Raw genomic sequence first — 16345 nt, 5'->3', positions numbered from 1 at the left:
GAACTCGCTCGCCGACTCGGTGGACGTGCGCGTCGACGACACCGCCGACGGCAGCGTCACCACCATCGACCTCTCGATCACCGAGGGGAGTGCCGCTCGGTGAGCGGGAACAAGCGCGACCCCGACGAGTATGCCGACGTCATCGAACTGTTCACCGAGTTCCGGTCGCACGGTGCGGATGCCTCGGCCCGTACGGCGGTGCGCGACAAGATCGTCGAGCGATGCCTGCCGCTCGCCGAACACATCGCGCGCCGGTTCGACGGACGCGGGGAGACGTTCGACGATCTCGTCCAGGTCGCGAGGCTCGGCCTCGTCAACGCAGTGGACCGGTTCGACCCGGAGCGCGGCTCGGACTTCGTGTCGTTCGCCGTCCCCACGATCATGGGCGAGGTGCGCCGGCACTTCCGCGATACCGGGTGGGCGGTGCGGGTTCCGCGCCGGATGAAGGAACTCCACATCGCGCTGAACAAGGCGACCGCCGACCTGTCGCAACAGCTCGGCCGTGCCCCCACGGTCCCCGAACTGGCCGCCGAACTGGGCCTGGACCGCGAGGAGGTCGCCGAAGGCCTGGTCGCCGGGAACGCCTACCAGACCGTGTCGGTCGACCGCAGCGCGCAGACCGATTCCGGCGGGCACGGCGTCACCCTCGCCGACACTCTCGGCGAATACGATTCCGCGCTGTCCGAGGTGGAGAACCACGAGACGCTGCGGCCGCTGCTGGCGGCACTGCCCGAACGCGAACGCACGGTGGTGCTGCTGCGATTCTTCGGGAACATGACGCAGACGCAGATCGCCGAGCGGGTCGGGGTGTCGCAGATGCACGTGTCACGGCTGCTCACGAAGACCCTCGCCCAGCTGCGCGAGCAACTCGGCGACCAGTTCTGAACGGTCCTCAGATCGTTGCCGCGTCGATGACGAAGCGGTAACGCACGTCGCTCGCGACCACCCGTTCGTAGGCGTCGTTGATCTGCTCGGCGGAGATCAGTTCGATCTCGGCTCCGATTCCGTGCTCGGCGCAGAAGTCGAGCATCTCCTGGGTTTCCGCGATGCCACCCACATTGGATCCGGCCAGCGCGCGGTTGTTGGCACCGAGGCTGAACGCGCGCACCGTCAGGGGGTGTTCCGGCAGGCCGAGTTCGACGAGGGTGCCGTTCAGCCGCAGCAGCGACAGATACTTGTCCATGTCGAGGTTCACCGACACGGTGTTGAGGATCAGGTCGAACCGGTTACGGAGTTCCTTGAACAGATTCGGGTCGCTGGTCGCCCGGTAGTCGACGGCACCGAACCGCAGGCCGTCGTCCTTCTTCGACAGGGAGTGGCCGAGCACCGTGACCTCGGCACCGAGCGCCGCGGCGATCTTCACGCCGACGTGTCCGAGTCCGCCCATCCCGATGATCGCGACACGGGTGCCGGTTCCGGCACCGTAGCGGCGCAGCGGGGAGTACAGGGTGATACCGGCGCACAGCAGCGGGGTGGCGGCCGCGGGATCCAGCCCGGCCGGCACCTTCAGCACGAAGTGCTCGGTGACGACGATGTGGGTCGAGTACCCGCCCTGGGTGACCCGGCCGTCGGCGTCGACGGCGTTGTAGGTGCCGGTGACACGGTTCTCGCAGTGCTGCTCGGCCCCGGCCTCGCACGCGTCGCATTCGCGGCAGGATGCGACGAAGCAGCCCACGCCCACGCGATCCCCCACCGCGTGCTTCGTGACGTCGGAGCCGACGGCCTCGACGATGCCGACGATCTCGTGTCCCGGAACCAGCGGGTATCGGGTGCGACCCCACTCGTTGCGGACGGTGTGGATGTCGGAGTGGCAGATCCCGGCGTATTCGATCCGGATGAGCACGTCGAGCGGACCGGGTTCCCGGCGCTCGATGGTGGTCTTGGCGAGAGGTGCGTCTGCGGCGGGGGCAGCGTAGGCGGCAACGATCGTCATACGTCATGCCTACACCCGCGCAGACGACGGTGCGCACCCGCGGGGGCTGTCCGCGGGTGCGCACCGGCCGGGCGGGATGGTTCTACTGCTCCTGCTGGGCTTCGGCCTGCTGGGCTTCGGCCCGGCGCCGCAGCCGGCGCGCCGCCGCGACGAGATTGCGCAGCGACGGTTCGAGCTGCCAGTGGTGGCGGGTCTTGAGCCCGCCGTCCGGGTTCGCCCACAACCGGTCCAGGTCCACCGATTCGGCGGCTTCGGTGAGCAGTTCGTCCAGCTCGTCGATGTCCGGGATCCGCGCCGAACGGCTCTCGTACACGCCGGGGCCGACGCCGTGGGTGAGCGCGTGGTCCTTGATCGCCTCGAGGACCCAGCGGATGGACCGGGTCGCGACGATCGCGGTGACGTCCGCATCGAGCCGTTCGATCGCCTCGACGACCGACTTCTGACCGGAGTACGTCAGGTGTGTGTGGATCTGCGTCTCCGGTTTCGCTCCACCGGTGGCGAGACGGAACGCGTCGACCGCCCAGTCCAGGTACTCGGCGCGGCCGTCCTGACGCAGCGGCAGCAGTTCCCGGATGGCCGGCTCGTCGACCTGGATGATCGCGATACCCGCCCGCTCGAGATCGGCGATCTCGTCGCGGATGGCCAGCGCGAGCTGATCGGCGGTTTCGTGCAGCGGCTGATCCTGGCGCATGTAGGACCGGGCCAGCATCGTCACCGGTCCGGTGAGCATGCCCTTGACCGGCTTGTCGGTCAGCGACTGCGCGAACGTGATCCACTCGACGGTCATCGGCTTCGGTCGCACGATGTCGCCGTAGAGGATCGGCGGACGCGTGCACCGAGAACCGTAGGCCTGCACCCAGCCGAAGTGCGTGGTGGCGAAGCCCTCCAGCATCTCGGCGAAGTACTGGACCATGTCGTTGCGCTCGTGCTCGCCGTGCACGAGCACGTCGAGACCGATGTCCTCCTGCAACCGGATGGTGGACTCGATCTCCTCGCGGATCCGCTTGACGTAGTCGTCGTACGAGATCCGGCCCTGACCGAGGTCGTAACGGATCTTGCGAATCTCGTCGGTCTGCGGGAACGACCCGAGGGTGGTCGCCGGGACCGGCGGCAGGTTCAGCCGCTTCTGTTGCGCGGCGCGACGCTCCTCGTACGGCGCCCGCACCCGGTGTTCGGGCTTGAGCGCGTTGATCCGCGCGCGGACGGTGTGCTTCTGCTTGAAGTGCACCGACGTCGGCGGCACGCGCCACTTCTCCTCGGCTCCGGTGGTCAGTGCCTTGGCGAGCGAGACCACCTCGCCGACCGCCTCGCCTTCGCGAAGCAGAAGGTCGGCGACGTCACCGGGGATGTCGTACTCGACGAGAAGGTCGTAGGGCACGTGCAGCAACGTGCAGGAGGTCGACACGACCAGGTCGGGCGCGACCTTCGCGATCGAGTCGAGGTATTCGAGCACGCGACGACGGTCGGCGCGCCACACGTTGCGGCCGTCGACGACACCGGCGTAGATCCGCTTGCGCTTCAGACCCGGCACGGCGGCCAGTTCCTCGGCGCTGATCCGGCCGTTGATCAGGTCCAGGCCGATGGCCTCGATCTTCGAGGCCGCGAGGATCGGCAGCGCCGCGCCGAGATGACCGTAGGGACCGGTCACGAGGATGCGCGGACGCAGCGGCGCGTGGGACAGCTTCTCGTAGGCCCGCTCGAGCGCCGCGAGTTCCTCGTCGCTGCGGTCCTCGGTGAACGACGGTTCGTCGAGCTGGACGCACGTGGCGCCGGCCTTGGCGAGCTGCTCGAAGAGCTTCTCGTACTCGGGCAGCAGCGCGTCGAGCAGGTCGAGCGTGGAGAACCCCTCCTGCTGCGACGTCGGCGAGATCTTCGACAGCAGCAGCAGCGACACCGGGCCGAGCACGACCGGGCGCAGTTCGATGCCCTTGGCCTTGGCCCGCTCGAACTCGTCGAGCACGGCGGCCGAGTTCAGCTCGAACGTGGTGGTCTCGTCGAGTTCGGGCTGCCGGTAGTGGTAGTTGCTGCCGAACCAGCGGACCAGTTCCAGCGGCGGGAAGTCCTCCCGGCCGCGGCACAGGGTGAAATAGAAGTCGAGCGGGTCGAGCTCGCCGACCAAGGAACGGAACCGCTCGGGGACCGCGCCGAACAACAGGGCGTTGTCCAGGACGTGGTCGTAGTAGGAGAACGTGTTGCCGGGGACCTGTGTCAGACCGGTCGCCGCGAGCTCGCTCCAGGTGTCCTCCTGAATTTCACGGGCGACGGCGACGAGTTCGTCGCGCGTGCCGGTGCCGTGCCAGTAGGACTCGAGAGCACGCTTGAGTTCGCGGCGGGGACCGATACGCGGGTACCCGAGGATGCTGGATCCGTAGCCGGTGGCGTTGGTAGCCATCTCGGAATCGACCTTTCCCTCATGCACCTCGCGCCCGTGCACCGACGAGCAGTGCGCAGGTGGCACTGCTGTCGGGCACGGGCGCCGAAGTACGGTGTGGTGCTACCTACTGCTTAGCTGGCCTTCTTGGAGGCCCGACCGTTTTCGGCGTATTCGTAGAAGCCGGCACCCGACTTCTTGCCGACGAGGCCGGCCTCGACCATGCGCAGCAACAGCGGCGGGGCCGAGTACAGCGGCTCCTTGAACTCCTCGTACATCGAGTCGGCGATCGACTTGACGGTGTCGAGCCCGACCAGATCGGTCAGCGCGAGCGGGCCCATCGGGTGGGCGCAGCCGAGCACCATCGTCTTGTCGATGTCCTCCTTCGTCGCGAAGCCGGATTCGACCATCCGGATCGCTGACAGCAGGTAGGGCACGAGCAGCGCGTTGGCGATGAAGCCGGCACGGTCCGAGGAGCGGACGACCTGCTTGCCGAGAATGTCGGCGGCGAAGGCCTCGGCGCGCTGGGCGACCGTGGAGCTGGTCTTCAGCGTGGTGACCAGCTCGACGAGCGGGAGCACCGGCACGGGGTTGAAGAAGTGCAGGCCGATGACGCGCTCGGGGGCGCTGGTGGCGATGCCCAGCTTCATGATCGGGATCGACGAGGTGTTCGACGCGAGCACCGCGTTCGGGTCCGTGACGATCTTGTCGAGTTCGGCGAAGATCTCGCTCTTGACCTTCTCGTCCTCGACGACGGCCTCCACGACGAGCTGACGGTCCGCGAAGTCACCGAGGTCCGAGGTGAACCGGAGGCGCCACGCGGCCTGCTCCCGCTCCCGTTCGGTGATCTTTCCGCTGCTCACGCCCCGGTCGAGGGACCGGAGGATGCGGGCCCGTCCGGCAGCCGCGAGTTCGCGGGTCTGCTCGAACACCAGTACGTCGACATGAGCGCGCGCGCACACCTCGGCGATACCTGCGCCCATGATCCCGGCGCCGATCACGCCGACGCGCTGAATCTTCTCGCTGGTCACGTCAGCTCCTTCTCGTCATGTGGGGTTGGTCGTGGAGGGTCTTGCACAGGGGGTCCTGCACAGGTGGTCCTGCACGGAGTCTGTAGAGGGGTTCTTGCACGACGATCCGGCGGGGATCATCCACCGACCGGATCGTCGTAAGGGTCTAGCTCGGTCCAGCCGGTACGGCTGGGGTGAAGTCACCGCGGCGGGAGTCCGGGACGGATCCCGCCGCGGTGTGACTTCGAAGCCTGTTCCTAGTGGAACTGGCCCTCCTCGGTGGAGCCCTTCAGAGCAGCCGTGGAGGTGTTCGGGTCGACCGTGGTGGCGATGGTGTCGAAGTAGCCGGCACCGACCTCACGCTGGTGCTTGATGGCGGTGAAGCCGCGCTCCTTGGCCGCCTTGAACTCGCGCTCCTGCAGGTCGACGAAGGCGGTCATGCCCTCGCGGGCGTAGCCGTGGGCCAGGTCGAACATGCCGTAGTTGAGCGAGTGGAAGCCGGCGAGGGTGATGAACTGGAACTTGAAGCCCATCGCGCCGAGCTCCTTCTGGAACTTCGCGATGGTTGCGTCGTCCAGGTGAGCCTTCCAGTTGAAGGACGGCGAGCAGTTGTAGGCCAGCAGCTGGTCCGGGAACTCGCTACGGACGGCCTCGGAGAACTTCTTGGCGACCTCGAGGTCCGGAACACCGGTCTCCATCCAGATGAGGTCGGCGTACGGGGCGTAGGCCTTCGCACGGGCGATGCAGGGCTCGATGCCGTTCTTGACACCGAAGAAGCCCTCGGCCGTACGGGTGCCGTCGAGGAACTCGCGGTCGCGCTCGTCGACATCGGAGGTGATGAGGGTCGCGGCCTCGGCGTCGGTGCGGGCGATGACGACGGTCGGGACGTCCGCGACGTCGGCCGCGAGACGGGCCGAGGTCAGGGTGCGGATGTGCTGCTGGGTCGGGATGAGCACCTTGCCACCGAGGTGACCGCACTTCTTCTCCGACGCGAGCTGGTCCTCCCAGTGCGAACCGGCGACACCGGCCGCGATCATGGCCTTCTGCAGCTCGTAGACGTTGAGGGCGCCACCGAAGCCGGCCTCACCGTCGGCGACGATCGGGGCGAGCCAGTTCTCGACCGAGGTGTCACCCTCGACCTTGGCGATCTCGTCCGCGCGGAGCAGCGCGTTGTTGATGCGGCGGACGACCTGCGGAACCGAGTTCGCCGGGTACAGCGACTGGTCCGGGTAGGTGTGGCCGGAGAGGTTCGCGTCACCGGCGACCTGCCAGCCGGACAGGTAGATGGCCTTGAGGCCGGCGCGAACCTGCTGCACGGCCTGGTTGCCGGTCAGGGCGCCGAGCGAGTTGATGTAGTCCTCGTTGTTGACGAGATCCCAGAGGATCTCCGAGCCACGACGAGCGAGGGTGGCTTCCTCGACGACGGAGCCCTGCAGCTTCACGACCTGCTCGGCCGTGTAGTTACGGGTGACGCCCTTCCAGCGGGGGTTGGTGTCCCAGTCCTTCTGGATTTCTTCAGCGGTCCGCGGGGTGCCGGTGGTCGACATCAAAGCTCCACTCTCTAGATTCGAATCCGCTCCGGGTGTTCAGCAGTACGTGCGTACGACTTCACACCCTTCGCGTGCCGTTCGGATGTACTCCAAAACAATGACACAGCCGAAAAAGGCCGTCTACCTGTTGCAAATGCCAACCTTGGCTAGTTTTCGCGGGAGCTTTGCAAAGGTTGTAAATCAATGGCCGTTCCAACGACTTCACAAAATCGCCGCGTTGGTTACTGACGAGTAGCTCTACCTCGGCATTCGTGGCGCAACCCCCGGCGAGCACTCCCTGACACCGGGACCCGTGGGACCGGCCGTCCCGGGAGTCGCCTCGGCCGCGCATGTGGGGGGTTTCACACCGGCCGGGAGGTTCGAGCAGGGATTTTCCGCAGCCGTCGATCGGGAGGATTCCCGCGACCGGCCGTAACATGACTCGCGACGACCAGGTCGGGGCTGGACCCGTCGCGCACATGCCCGCGCAGCTGCTCGTGTCTCGCCCACCCCCTACGAGCAGAGGAGCGGTCATCCTTTCTCCCACGTCGTACGACGTCATCGAGGCCACGCTGCCCGCCGTGGAGGCCCACATCGGCCGGATCTCCGAACGGTTCTACGAGCGCCTGTTCACCGCGGCACCCCTGCTGTGCACGGACCTGTTCAATCGCACGAACCAGCGCAACCGCGAGCAGCAGAAGGCACTCGCGAGTTCGGTCGCCGCGTTCGCCAAGCTCCTGATCACCGAGCAGCCCCAGGACATCGACGCGATCATGTCCCGGATCGCCAACAAGCACGCGTCGATCGGCATCCAGGCCGGGCACTACGAAATGATCCGCTTCCACCTGTTCGCCGCGATCGCCGAGGTGCTCGGCGACGCGGTGACCCCGGCCGTCGCAGCGGCCTGGCACCAGGTCTACACACTCATGGCGGGTTCGCTCATCAAGCAGGAAGCCGCGCTGTACGACTCGGCCGGGGTACCCCACGGACACGTGTGGCGACTGGTGGCCGTCTCGGAGGTCGAATACGACGGAGCCGACGTCGCGACCTTCGTGATGCGATCGCTCAACGGGCGACCGCTCCCCGATTTCAGTCCGGGACAGTACATTTCGATCTGCGTGCGACTTCCCGACGGCACCCGCCAGATCCGGCAGTACACCCTCGTGCGAGGGCGGGTCCCGGGCGAGTGGGCCATCACGATCAAGCGGGTCCCGGACGGGCTGGTCTCCTCGTTCCTCTTCGACACCGTCCGCCCCGGCAACGAGCTGATCGTCTCGCACCCCTTCGGAAGCCTCCTCGTCGACGCCGGCAGCACCCCGCTGGTGCTGATCTCCGCCGGCATCGGCATCACCAGCACGCTGACCGCCCTGCAGAGCCTCGCCGAGACCGATCCGCGGCGGCCCGTCGTCGCGTTGCACGTGGACCGGTCCCCCTACGACCATGCGCGCCGTGCGGACATCACCGCCCTCGTCTCTCGGCTGGAGAATGCGCGGATGCAGGTGCGGTACAACGATTTCGAGGAGTTCGACGTGCATGGACGGTCGCCCGTCGACGATCTCGACGTCCCGGCGGGGGCCAGGGTGTACGTGTACGGGCCGGTCGCGTTCATGCGCACGGTCAGGGACGGCCTCGTCGCGCGCGGAGTACCCGTCGAGTCGATCCACTACGAGGCGTTCGCGCCCGGCTCCTGGCTCGGTGTCGACCGCCCCCAGCAGGTCGTTTCCGGCCGACACGATTAACACGTTGCGAATGGCTCGTTGCAAAGCTTTACAGCTGGTCGTACGCTGGGCGAATGGCCAAGACCTTCGTGGGAGCCCGCCTTCGTCAGCTGCGTACCGAGCGGGGCCTCAGCCAAGCCGCACTCGCCAAGACCCTCGAGATCTCTGCCAGCTACCTCAACCAGATCGAGCACGACGTCCGTCCCCTCACCGTTCCCGTACTGCTGCGGATCAGTGAGGTCTTCGGCGTCGACACCACCTTCTTCTCCTCCCAGGACGACACCCGCCTGATCGCCGAGATGCGGGAGGTCGCGCTCGATCAGGAGATGGGCATCGAAGCCGACGCCCAGGAGATCGCCGAGATGGTCGCCGCGCATCCCGGGCTGGCCCGGGCGATGGTGAACATGCACCGCCGGTTCCGCAACACCACCGCCCAGCTCGCGGCCGCGACCGAGGACAGGTACAGCGACGGCAGCGGCAGCGGGGCCATCACGATGCCGCACGAGGAAGTGCGCGACTACTTCTACCAGCGACAGAACTACCTGCACGAGCTCGACACCGCAGCCGAGGAACTCGCCAATCGCATCCGGTTCCACCGCGGCGACGTCGGCGGCGAGATCGCCAAGCGGATGGCGTCCGTGCACGACGTGCAGATCGTCAAGCGCATCGATCTCGGCGAGAACGTCCTGCACCGTTACGACCCGGAGACCCGCACCCTCGAGATAGCCCCTCAGCTGTCCAGCGGGCAACAGGTCTTCAAACTCGCCACCGAGCTCGCCTACCTCGAATGCGGTGACCTCATCGACAAGATGGTCGAGGACGCCATCTTCACGTCCGACGCGTCCCGCTCCCTGGCACGCCTCGGTCTCGCGAACTACTTCGCGGCGGCGATGATCCTGCCGTACACACAGTTCCACGAGATCGCGGAGGACTTCCGCTACGACGTCGAACGGCTCTCGGCGTTCTACGGCGTCAGCTACGAGACGATCGCCCACCGGCTCTCCACCCTCCAGCGACCGAAACTGCGAGGGGTGCCGTTCTCGTTCGTCCGCGTCGACCGGGCCGGCAACATGTCCAAACGCCAGTCCGCCACGGGATTCCACTTCTCCACCAGCGGCGGCACCTGCCCGCTGTGGAACGTCTACGAGACCTTCGCGTACCCGGGCAAGATCATGACGCAGATCGCGCAGATGCCCGACGGCCGCCGCTACCTGTGGGTCGCGCGGACCGTCGAACGCCGCGCGGCCCGCTACGGGCAGCCGTCGAAGACGTTCGCGATCGGCCTCGGCTGCGAGCTGCGCCACGCGCATCGACTCGTCTACGCCGACGGCCTCGACCTCGACGAGTCCAACCCCGGCACCCCGATCGGCGCAGGCTGCCGCATCTGCGAACGCGTCAACTGCCCGCAGCGCGCGTTCCCACCGCTCGGCAAGGAGCTGGACATCAACGAACACCGCAGCTCGGTCTCGCCCTACCTCATTCGCTGACCCGCACCCACCGACCCGGCGCCACGTACTCACGCGCGGCGCCGGGTCGTCGCGTGCTCCCCCTCCCCCTTTCCGAGCGAGCGGCACATTCGGTCGGTTGAAGGAGACGAGCGGCACATTCGCTCGGACACCGGGCGCCGCCCGCGGGCGAGTTCACACAGGCGAAACATCGAACATCCAATTGTCACAAGCAGATATACCTGCGAAACACCATCCCTTTACTGTTTGGCCGACGAATACAGCGCTGTATACGCACCCGGATACATCGGGGAACCGAGGCTTCTCATCTTCCAAACAAGGGGGCATCTCCATGTCAGTTGCCAGGTCCACATTCGCCAAGCGTGCCGTCGCCGTTCCGGTGGCACTCGCGGCTGCCGGTCTGCTTCTCACCGCCTGCGGCAGCAAGGCCGGTGACACCGCGACCGGCGCGACCGGCGAATCCTGCGTCGACACCTCCGGCGACACGATCAAGGTCGGTTCGCTGAACTCCCTGTCCGGCACCATGGCAATTTCCGAAGTCACCGTTCGTGATTCGATCGCGCTGGCCGTCGAGGAGATCAACGCCTCCGGTGGCGTGCTCGGCAAGCAGATCCAGATCGTCGCCGAGGACGGAGCGTCCGAGCCGACGGTGTTCGCCGAGAAGGCCGAGAAGCTCATCAGCTCCGACTGTGTCGCTGCGGTGTTCGGCGGCTGGACGTCGTCGAGCCGCAAGGCGATGCTGCCGGTGTTCGAGGACAACGACGCACTGCTGTACTACCCGGTGCAGTACGAGGGCCTGGAATCGTCGCCGAACATCTTCTACACCGGCGCGACCACCAACCAGCAGATCGTGCCGGCCCTGGACTACCTGAAGGAGAAGGGCGTCAAGTCCCTCTACCTCGTCGGTAGCGACTACGTGTTCCCGCAGACGGCGAACCGCATCATCCGCGCCTACGCCGAGGCCAACGGCATCGAGATCAAGGGCGAGGACTACACCCCGCTCGGTTCGACCGACTTCTCGACGATCGTCAACAAGATCCGCACCGCCGACGCGGACGCGGTGTTCAACACCCTCAACGGCGACTCGAACGTCGCATTCTTCCGCGAGTACGCCAACGTCGGCCTGAAAGCCGCTGACATGCCGGTGGTTTCGGTGTCCATCGCCGAGGAGGAGGTCGTCGGCATCGGCGCCCAGAACATCGAGGGCCAGCTCACCGCGTGGAACTACTACCAGACGGTGGACTCCCCGGAGAACAAGTCGTTCGTCGACGCCTACAAGGCGAAGTACGGCGCGAACAAGCCGACCTCGGATCCGATGGAGGCTGCCTACACCTCGGTCCACCTGTGGAAGAACACCGTCGAGAAGGCGAACTCGTTCGCCGTGGCCGACATCCAGGAGGCGGCCGACGGCGTCACGTTCGACGCTCCCGAAGGCACCGTCACGATCGACGGCGACAACCACCACATCGCCAAGACCGCACGCATCGGTGAGATCCGCGGCGACGGACTGATCTACACCGTGTGGGACTCGGGCTCCCCGATCGAGCCGGACCCGTACCTGAAGAGCTACGACTGGGCCTCGAGCCTGTCCGGTAGCTGAGCCGATACGACCGGGAAGCCGACGAGAAAGGGGGCGATATGGATGTCGTGGTAGGACAGCTGTTCACGGGATTGAGCATCGGCTCGATCCTGCTGCTGGCAGCGCTGGGCCTGTCGTTGACGTTCGGCCAGATGGGCGTGATCAACATGGCCCACGGCGAATTCATCATGGCCGGTTCGTACACCGCATACGTTGTGCAGCAGGTGGTCTCCGCGGCCGGGGTCTCGCTGCTGATCTCCCTGCTCGTCGGCTTCCTGGTCGGCGGCGCGATGGGCGTGCTGCTGGAGGTCACGCTCATCCGCCGCATGTACCACCGTCCGCTCGACACACTGCTCGTGACGTTCGGCGTGGGCCTGTTGCTGCAGCAGGCCGCCCGTGACATCTTCGGCGCACCGGCGGTCAATGTGGTTGCCCCACAATGGCTGTCCGGCGGTGTCGAGATCCTGGGTGCGGTGGTTCCGAAGACCCGCCTGTTCATCCTGGTGCTGGCCGCCGTGTGCGTCGTCGCGCTGATCGTGGCGATGAAGTACACGCCGATGGGCCGTCGCATCCGGGCGGTCGTGCAGAACCGCGATCTCGCCGAGACCGTCGGCATCTCCAGCCGGCGTACCGACATCACCACGTTCTTCCTCGGCTCCGGACTCGCCGGCCTGGCAGGGGTCGCGCTGACCCTCATCGGCTCGACGAGCCCGACGATCGGGCATTCGTACCTGATCGACGCGTTCCTCGTCGTCGTCATCGGCGGTCTCGGCCGCATCGAGGGCGCCGTGATCGCGGCGGTCGCGCTCGGCCTGCTCAATTCGTTCATCGAATACTCCACCACCGCGTCGATCGCGAAGGTGATCGTGTTCGTGATCATCGTGGTCTTCCTGCAGATCCGCCCGCAAGGTCTGTTCGCGGTCAAGACAAGGAGCCTGGTCTGATGTCCGTTCTCACCCGGCCCGGACCGGTCCGCACGTGGGCGGGATTTGCGATCGCCGTGCTCGTGCTGTTCGGTCTCGCCCCCGCCGTCCTGTCCGACTTCCGCCTGAATCTGCTCGCGAAGTTCCTGTGCTTCGCCATCGTCGCCGCCGGCATCGGCCTGGCCTGGGGCCGCGGCGGCATGCTGACCCTCGGTCAGGGCGTGTTCTTCGGCCTCGGCGCCTACATGATGGCGATGCACCTGAAGATCGCCGACGCCGAGGTGCGCGGCGACACCGTGCCGGACTTCATGCAGATCGCGGGTATCCGTGAACTGCCCGCGTACTGGGTGCCGTTCACGTCGCCGCTCGTGACGCTGCTGGGCATCCTGCTCGTGCCCGCACTGCTGGCCCTGCTGCTCGGCCTCGGCGTGTTCAAGCGCCGCGTCAAGGGCGCCTACTTCGCGATCCTGTCCCAGGCCCTCGCCGCGGCGTTCGCGATCCTGCTCGTCGGCCAGCAGAGCACCGGAGGGTCCAACGGCCTCAACCGGTTCCGCACGTTCTTCGGTTACGACCTGTCCGATCCGGTCAACAAGCGGATGCTGTTCTTCATCGTCGCGGCGATCCTGCTGCTCGTCGTCGCCGGGACCCGCCAGCTCATGCACTCACGCTACGGTGAACTGCTCGTCGCGGTCCGCGACCAGGAGGAGCGCGTCCGCTTCCTCGGCTACGACCCCGCGACCGTCAAGGTCGTCGCCTACACGGTCGCCGCGTTCTTCGCCGGCATCGCCGGTGCGATGTTCGTGCCGATCGTCGGGATCATCTCCCCGGCGGACATCGGCATCGTGCCGTCCATCGCGTTCCTCATCGGCGTCGCGATCGGTGGCCGCACCACCCTGCTCGGGCCGGTACTCGGCGCGATCGGTGTCGCGTGGGCGCAGACCGCCCTCTCGGAGGAATTCCCGTCCGCGTGGACGTATGCGCAGGGCCTGCTGTTCATCGTCGTCGTCGGATTCTTCCCCGCCGGACTCGCCGGAATCGCAGCGCTCCGGCGTCGCAAGCGCACCGAAAGCGACACCCCCGCAGAGAAACCCGATCCCGAACCGACCGCCGAGAACACCGAGATGGAGCCGGCACGATGACCGAACCCACCTTCGGCGGCAACGCCGGAATGTCCAGCCAATACCTCGAAATCCGTGATCTGCGAGTGCAGTTCGACGGCTTCACCGCCGTCGACGGTGTCGACCTGACGCTGCTACAGGGCGATCTGCGATTCCTCATCGGCCCCAACGGCGCCGGAAAGACCACGCTCGTCGACGCCATCACCGGCCTCGTCCCCGCGACCGGGTCGGTCACCAAGTCCGGGGTCGAACTGCTCGGCAAGAAGGTCCACAAGATCGCCCGGCTCGGCGTCGGCCGCACGTTCCAGACGGCGTCGGTATTCGAGGAGCTGACGGTGCTGCAGAATCTCGACATCGCCGCCGGCGCCGGCCGCAACCCGTGGCAGATGCTGCGCCGCCGCAAGGACGTGCTGCCGCAGATCGAGGAGGCACTGGAAACCACCGGCCTCGCGGCCCATCGCGACATCCCCGCCGGGATCCTCGCGCACGGCCAGAAGCAGTGGCTCGAGATCGGCATGCTCCTGGTGCAGAACTCCGACGTGCTGCTGCTCGACGAACCCGTCGCCGGCATGAGCCACGACGAACGCGAGGAGACCGGGCAGCTGCTGCGCCGCATCGGCGCCGAGCGCACCGTCGTCGTCGTCGAACACGACATGGACTTCATGCGCGCGTTCGCGACCTCGGTGACGGTGCTCGCGCGCGGCAAGGTCATCGCCGAAGGCACCGTCGAAGAGGTGCAGAACGATCCGCAGGTCCAGCAGGTCTACCTGGGTACCGCGAGCCTCGAGGAGGCGATCTGATGCTCGAACTCGTCGACGTCCGTACCGGTTACGGACGCACCGAGATCATCCACGGGGCCACGATCACGGTCCCGTCCGACGGGGTCGTCGCCGTCATGGGCCACAACGGTGCCGGCAAGACCACCCTGCTGCGCGCCGCCGTCGGGCTGCTGCCGGTCGCCTCCGGCAAGATCCTGCTCGACGGTGAGGACATCACCGGGTTGCGCCCGGCGGCGCGCGTGGCCCGGGGCCTCGCGTACGTTCCGCAGGGCCAGCAGTCCTTCGGGCAACTCACCTGCGCCGAGAACCTGCAGGTGGTCGCGGACGGCCGCAAGAACGGCAAGGCGCTGATCGCGGAGATGCTCGATCTGTTCCCTGCGCTGGTTCCGCTGCTCGATCGCCGCGCGGGCCTGTTGTCCGGCGGCCAGCGCCAGCAGCTCGCCATCGCCCGCGCGCTGATCACCCGTCCACGGATGCTCATTCTCGACGAACCGACCGAGGGTATCCAGCCGTCCGTCGTTCAGGAGATCGAGAAGACGATCGTGGACCTGAGCCGGCGCGGCGACCTCGGGGTGCTGCTCGTCGAGCAGCACATCGGATTCGCCCTCGACAACGCCCGCCACTACTACGTCCTGGAATCGGGACGCATCACCGCGACCGGCGAAGGAGGCGCCGACGCCGCTCGTACCGTTCGCAGCGCGATGGCAATCTGATGTTCTCCGGCGGCACCCGGCGGGAGCGCGTCTACCGGGCGCTGCGCGCCGATCTGACAGCGGGCACCGTCTCCCCCGACGAGCGACTCAGCGAGGAACGGCTCGCCGAGCTGTACGGGGTCTCCCGCACACCGGTGCGGGAGGCCCTGGCCCGCCTCGTGTCCGAGGGTCTCGTCGAGCGACGCGAACACGGGCTCTTCCCGTACCGTCCGCGCTTCGAGGACCTCGGCGACCTCTACGAGCTGCGTGCCACGCTGGAACTGCGCGGCATCACGCGCGCGGTGTCCGGGGTGGTCGTCCACGACCGGGACGTGCTCGGGGCCGAACTCGAACGGTGGTACCGATTCCGTAGCGATCCGCCGGCTCCCGATGCAGGGTTCGTCACGCTCGACGAAGAGTTCCACCTGACGCTGCTCGCCGCGTCGGGGAACGACGCCCTGTGCGACGCGCTCGATTCGGTCAACGCGAAGGTACGCACGGTCCGGATGTTCGACGAGCTCGTCCCGGAGCGGGTGGAGCGCGCCGTCGAGGAGCACATCGCCGTCGCGGAGGCGGTACTCGACGGAAGACTGGACGACGCGCACACCCGGCTGCGCGAGCACATCGTCGACGCGTGCGCGGCGATCGTGCAACGCACCGAGGCGGCGCGGACGATGGCCCGGCTCTCGCGGGCCGTGCGAGACTAGCGCGCATGACGCCCCGCATCACGCCCGGACGGTTCCGTCAACTCGGCCCGGTCAACTGGATCGCCTGGCGCGTCCTGTCACTGGCGGCAGGAACCTCGGACGCGCACCTGTTCAGCACACTGGGTCGCGCCGGCGGCCTGTTCCGCGGCTGGCTGCACTACTCCGGCAAGCTGATGCCCGGCGGCAAGCTCCCCCGCCACGAATCCGAACTCGTCATCCTGCGCGTCGCGCACCTGCGCGGCTGCGACTACGAGATGGACCACCACGTGCGGCTCGGTCGTCGCGCGGGTGTGACCGCCGAGATCCTGCAGCGTGTCATCGAGGGGCCGCAGGCCGAGGGGTGGAGCCCGCGTCACCGTGCGCTGCTCGCCGCAGTCGACGAACTGGTCGCGACCAAGGACCTCACCGACGAGACGTGGTCGGCGCTGGCCGAGCACCTCGACGTCCGCCGCTTGATCGAATTCTGCCTGCTGATCACGCAATACGACGGTCTGGCGACCACGATCCGCACCCTGCGCAT

General features: G+C 67.2%; 14 protein-coding genes. 10 read left to right on the top strand and 4 right to left on the bottom strand.

The annotated features are described in order from the left end of the window. The first annotated feature begins 99 nt into the window (after positions 1-99). Positions 100-885 (top strand): SigB/SigF/SigG family RNA polymerase sigma factor, encoded by a 786-nt coding sequence (locus tag I0Q12_RS23130; protein ID WP_197255112.1) that lies wholly within the window; start codon positions 100-102, stop codon positions 883-885. Positions 886-892: 7 nt separating this feature from the next. On the opposite strand, the gene I0Q12_RS23125 is transcribed toward I0Q12_RS23130, so the two are convergent. From I0Q12_RS23125 to aceA, 4 genes are all read right to left on the bottom strand, one after another. Then, the gene (locus I0Q12_RS23125; RefSeq protein WP_197255110.1) at positions 893-1933 is read right to left on the bottom strand and encodes an NAD(P)-dependent alcohol dehydrogenase; all 1041 of its coding nucleotides are present in this window, start codon (positions 1931-1933) and stop codon (positions 893-895) included. A gap of 82 nt (positions 1934-2015) precedes the next feature. After that, on the bottom strand, positions 2016-4325 hold the full coding sequence (metE, locus tag I0Q12_RS23120; RefSeq protein ID WP_197255108.1) for a 5-methyltetrahydropteroyltriglutamate--homocysteine S-methyltransferase: 2310 nt from the start codon (positions 4323-4325) through the stop codon (positions 2016-2018). Between the two features lie 113 nt (positions 4326-4438). After that, entirely contained in the window at positions 4439-5335 is an 897-nt protein-coding gene (locus I0Q12_RS23115) for a 3-hydroxybutyryl-CoA dehydrogenase (protein WP_197255106.1), read from the bottom strand. A 236-nt stretch (positions 5336-5571) separates the two neighbouring features. Next, the gene (gene aceA, locus I0Q12_RS23110; protein ID WP_197255104.1) at positions 5572-6861 is read right to left on the bottom strand and encodes an isocitrate lyase; all 1290 of its coding nucleotides are present in this window, start codon (positions 6859-6861) and stop codon (positions 5572-5574) included. 515 nt (positions 6862-7376) lie between these two features. Here aceA and I0Q12_RS23105 point away from each other — a divergent pair. The 9 genes from I0Q12_RS23105 to I0Q12_RS23065 form a co-directional block, all read left to right on the top strand. After that, on the top strand, positions 7377-8582 hold the full coding sequence (locus I0Q12_RS23105; RefSeq protein ID WP_248673178.1) for a globin domain-containing protein: 1206 nt from the start codon (positions 7377-7379) through the stop codon (positions 8580-8582). Between the two features lie 53 nt (positions 8583-8635). Continuing rightward, a complete protein-coding gene (gene ramB, locus I0Q12_RS23100; protein WP_197255102.1) occupies positions 8636-10048 on the top strand; it encodes an acetate metabolism transcriptional regulator RamB in 1413 nt (470 codons plus the stop codon). Between the two features lie 310 nt (positions 10049-10358). Then, positions 10359-11627, top strand: a complete 1269-nt coding sequence (gene urtA, locus I0Q12_RS23095) for an urea ABC transporter substrate-binding protein (RefSeq protein ID WP_197255095.1) — start codon at positions 10359-10361, stop codon at positions 11625-11627. A gap of 38 nt (positions 11628-11665) precedes the next feature. Further along, a complete protein-coding gene (gene urtB / locus I0Q12_RS23090) occupies positions 11666-12550 on the top strand; it encodes an urea ABC transporter permease subunit UrtB (RefSeq protein WP_197255094.1) in 885 nt (294 codons plus the stop codon). Next, positions 12550-13668, top strand: coding sequence for an urea ABC transporter permease subunit UrtC (gene urtC, locus I0Q12_RS23085; RefSeq protein ID WP_197255092.1), 1119 nt, complete (start codon positions 12550-12552; stop codon positions 13666-13668). Before urtB ends, urtC begins: the two co-directional genes overlap by 1 nt. Then, positions 13665-14447: an urea ABC transporter ATP-binding protein UrtD gene (gene urtD / locus I0Q12_RS23080; protein WP_197255090.1), complete on the top strand. Its 783-nt coding sequence runs from the start codon at positions 13665-13667 to the stop codon at positions 14445-14447. The genes urtC and urtD overlap by 4 nt, the downstream gene beginning before the upstream one ends. Continuing rightward, complete coding sequence (gene urtE / locus I0Q12_RS23075) at positions 14447-15139, top strand: urea ABC transporter ATP-binding subunit UrtE (protein WP_197255086.1); 693 nt, start codon at positions 14447-14449, stop codon at positions 15137-15139. The genes urtD and urtE overlap by 1 nt, the downstream gene beginning before the upstream one ends. Continuing rightward, a complete protein-coding gene (locus I0Q12_RS23070; protein ID WP_197255085.1) occupies positions 15139-15825 on the top strand; it encodes a GntR family transcriptional regulator in 687 nt (228 codons plus the stop codon). Before urtE ends, I0Q12_RS23070 begins: the two co-directional genes overlap by 1 nt. A 5-nt stretch (positions 15826-15830) precedes the next feature. Next, positions 15831-16345: carboxymuconolactone decarboxylase family protein (locus I0Q12_RS23065; RefSeq protein ID WP_197255084.1), on the top strand; the 515-nt coding region annotated here is incomplete at its 3' end.

This window comes from Rhodococcus sp. CX, from assembly GCF_015865005.1.
Classification (GTDB): Bacteria; Actinomycetota; Actinomycetes; order Mycobacteriales; family Mycobacteriaceae; genus Rhodococcus.
Note: the sequence above shows the minus strand (reverse complement) of the source record. Positions and strands in the feature narration are given on the sequence as shown.